Below are 3,239 nucleotides of genomic sequence, written 5' to 3' on the forward strand. Positions count from 1 at the left end.
GATGAACAGCCTTATGCCCTGGCGGTGCGCCTTGGCGGCGACCCGCCCCAGCACGTTGGCCGCCGTCGAATCCAGGAACGGCACGGCGGCGAAATCGACCACGAAGGCCTTGCGCTTGTCGGCGACCTCGTCGAGCACGCTCCCGATCGCCGAAGCCGCACCGAAGAAGAACGCGCCGGTTATGCGATAGACCAGCACGTCGCGGTCGACCGCCAGCGCGGGATCGTAGCGAACGCGATCGCCGTTACCGTCGTCGGGACGATCGCCTGCGACCAGAGGCGAGCGTTCCTCGATGCCCGTCATCTCCGCCATGCGATGGATGAACAGCACCGCGCCGAGCGCGAAGCCGACCAGGATGCCTTCTGTCAGATCGCGGAAGATCGTCAGCAGGAACGTCGCGAGCAACACGACGGCATCCCCCCATGACGAACGCAGCAGCGTGGCGAATTCGTGCTTCTCCGCCATGGTCCACGCCACCACGACCAGCACCGAGGCGAGCGCGGCCAGCGGAATGTAGCTTGCGAGCGGCGCCGCGATCAGCATGAACAGCAGCAGGAACACGGAGTGCAGCATGCCTGCCAGAGGGCCGCGCGCGCCGGCGCGGATGTTGGTCGCGGTGCGCGCGATCAGGCCGGTGACGCAGATGCCGCCGAACAGCGCCGAGCCGATATTGGCGGCGCCCTGCGCCACCAGCTCGCAATTGGAGCGGTGACGGCGCCCGGTCATGCCGTCGGCCACCACCGCCGACAACAGCGATTCGATCGCGGCCAGCAGCGCGAACGAGATCGCATCCGGCAGCACGGCGGTCGCCTTCGCAAGCGAGAACGCGGGCAAGGCCGGCGAAGGCAGCTCGCGCGGAATGCCGCCGAAGCGCGAACCGATGGTTTCCACCGGCAGCGACAGCACGGCACAGGCGACGGCGGCGAGCACGACCGCGATCAGGATGCCGGGCCAGGACGGCCGCCAGATCCGCAGGGCCGCGATGATGGCGATGCTGACGATGGCGACCGCGACGGCGGATGGATTGATGGTGTTGAGGCCGCCGGCGAGCGCGACCAGCTTTGGAACGAACTCGCTGGGCTCTTTGCCCGCAAGCGTGATCCCGCCGAGATCGCGGAGCTGGCTGGCGAAGATGATCACGGCGATACCGGCGGTGAAGCCGACCGTCACCGGATACGGAATGAACTTGATGTATGTGCCGATGCGCAGGAAGCCGGCAGCAACCAGGAAAAGTCCCGCCATCAGGGTAGCGAGGATGACGCCGTCGACGCCGTGACGGTCGGCGGTCGCAGCGACCAGGACGATGAACGCGCCGGCAGGTCCGCCGATCTGGAACCGGCTGCCGCCGAGCAGCGAGGCGATGAAGCCGCCGACGACGGCCGTGTAAAGGCCGCGGTCCGGCGTCACGCCCGAGGCGATCGCGATCGCCATCGACAGCGGCAGCGCCACGATCGCAACCGTCAGGCCTGCGAAGACGTCGGCGCGGAGATCCGCAAGCCCATAGCCCTCGCGCCATACGGTCACGAGCTTTGGCAGATAGAGTTCGGTAAAGGTCGGCTGACGAAGCCCGTGCAGCTTGCCTGCGTGTTCGCCCGTGATGCTCATTTCAGCAAAGTGCTCCGCTGCCCACAACGCTCCGATGCATCGTGCGGCCGCGTGCGTCGGCGCGACGGTGCGTTAGTCCAACCTGCTCCAGAGCATGATCATCGCGGGATCACGCTCCCACCCGGCGTGGCGGCCCCGGCTCTTTCAGCCGAACACCACGTCCGCCGCCTTCGCTGCGCGCCTGTTCGCCGATCAGCTCGACGCCGGCCCGCTCGAACGCCTCGACCACCCGCATCAGGGTCTCGACCACGCCACGAACGTTGCCAGTGCTCGCCTCCATCCGCTGGATGGTCGGCAACGACACGCCTGCCAGTTCCGCCAAGGTTTTCTGGTCAATGCCAAGCAGCGCGCGGGCTGCCCGCATCTGGAATGACGTAATCACCTCGGCCTCACGTATCAACTCTTATAAATGATATCTAGAACGTGTACAATGATGTAAAATACATCATTCCGCGGTTAGCGCAAGGGCCGCGTCCGTGATGCAGTTGTGCGTGGAAACACCGCTCTCGTGTCCCGGACACAGCACATCCCGCCCGGCGATGCGAAGCATCGTCGGGTGTGATGCGCTGCAGGGATCATCGCAGCCTCCCCCCGCGAGCGCGGAGAGAGTTGCGTCTCGACAGCTCACGCCGCGTGTTGATGCGCGGCGATGATCTGGTCGGCGGCACGGCCGGTGACTTCGGCCATGTGATCGAACGTGCGGGTGAAGCTGCCCGCCCCTGCCGTGGCCGAGCGCAGCTCGACGATGAGTTCGCCGATCTCGGCTTCCGGCATCATGGCGCGGACGCAGTCCCAGCCGCTCCAGCCGTCGCGGGTGTCGAAGCCGAGGATCTGGCCGCGCCGCGCCGACAGGATCGCGTTGATCTTCGCGGTCGCATCGGTCGGGCAGACGATCTCGACCACGTGGATCGGCTCCAGCAGCACCGGCTGGCATTGCGGCAGGCCTTCGTTGAGCCCGATCCGCGCCGCCGTGCGGAAGGCGAGGTCGGAGCTGTCGACGCTGTGGTAGGAGCCGTCGGTCAGCGTCACCTGCACATCGGTGACGGGGAAGCCGAGCGGACCGCGCGCCAGTCCGTCGACGACACCTTCCTCCACCGCGCCGATGTAGTTGCGCGGCACGGCGCCGCCCACCACCTTCTCGGTGAATTTGAAGCCGTCGCCGCGCGGCAGCGGCTTGATGTCGAGCACGACGTCGCCGAACTGGCCGTGTCCACCGGACTGCTTCTTGTGGCGCCCACGCTGGGTGATCGGCTTGCGGATGGTTTCCTGGTAGCCGATCCCGGGCGGATGCGAGGTGAGCTTGATACCGAAGCGGTCGCGGAGCCGCTCGCTAGCGACGCGCAAGTGCATCTCGCCCTGCCCCCACAAGACGGTGTCGTGGGTCTGGGCGTTCTGCACGACGACGAGCGAGGGATCCTCCTCGTGCAGCCGGGCCAGCGCCTGGCCGAGCTTGACATCGTCCTTGCGGTCGGTGGCGGCGATCGAGATCGCAAGCACCGGCGGCGTCGGCTCCGTGACGGCCAGCGCGGCCGGCGGGGTCTTGCCGCTCGAGACCGTGTCGCCGGTCTTGACGGGATCGAGCTTGGCGAGCGCCACGGTGTCGCCGGGCTCCGCCGCGGCACGCTTGGTGTCGT

Annotated in this window: 3 protein-coding genes; all 3 read right to left on the minus strand. The window is 67.4% G+C overall.

Annotated features, from left to right (window positions below; genetic code table 11):
* Positions 1-1,605, minus strand: a 1,605-nt coding sequence (locus SE92_RS18320) for a SulP family inorganic anion transporter (protein WP_063203614.1), incomplete at its 3' end; no start/stop codon positions are given.
* Between the two features lie 109 nt (positions 1,606-1,714).
* The gene (locus SE92_RS18325) at positions 1,715-1,987 is read right to left on the minus strand and encodes a helix-turn-helix domain-containing protein (protein ID WP_063203615.1); all 273 of its coding nucleotides are present in this window, start codon (positions 1,985-1,987) and stop codon (positions 1,715-1,717) included.
* 242 nt (positions 1,988-2,229) lie between these two features.
* A partial coding sequence (locus SE92_RS18330; protein ID WP_084251843.1) for an elongation factor G occupies positions 2,230-3,239 on the minus strand: 1,010 nt, incomplete at its 5' end.

The sequence above is a fragment of the Bradyrhizobium sp. AT1 genome (genome assembly GCF_001590795.1).
GTDB lineage: Bacteria > Pseudomonadota > Alphaproteobacteria > Rhizobiales > Xanthobacteraceae > Bradyrhizobium.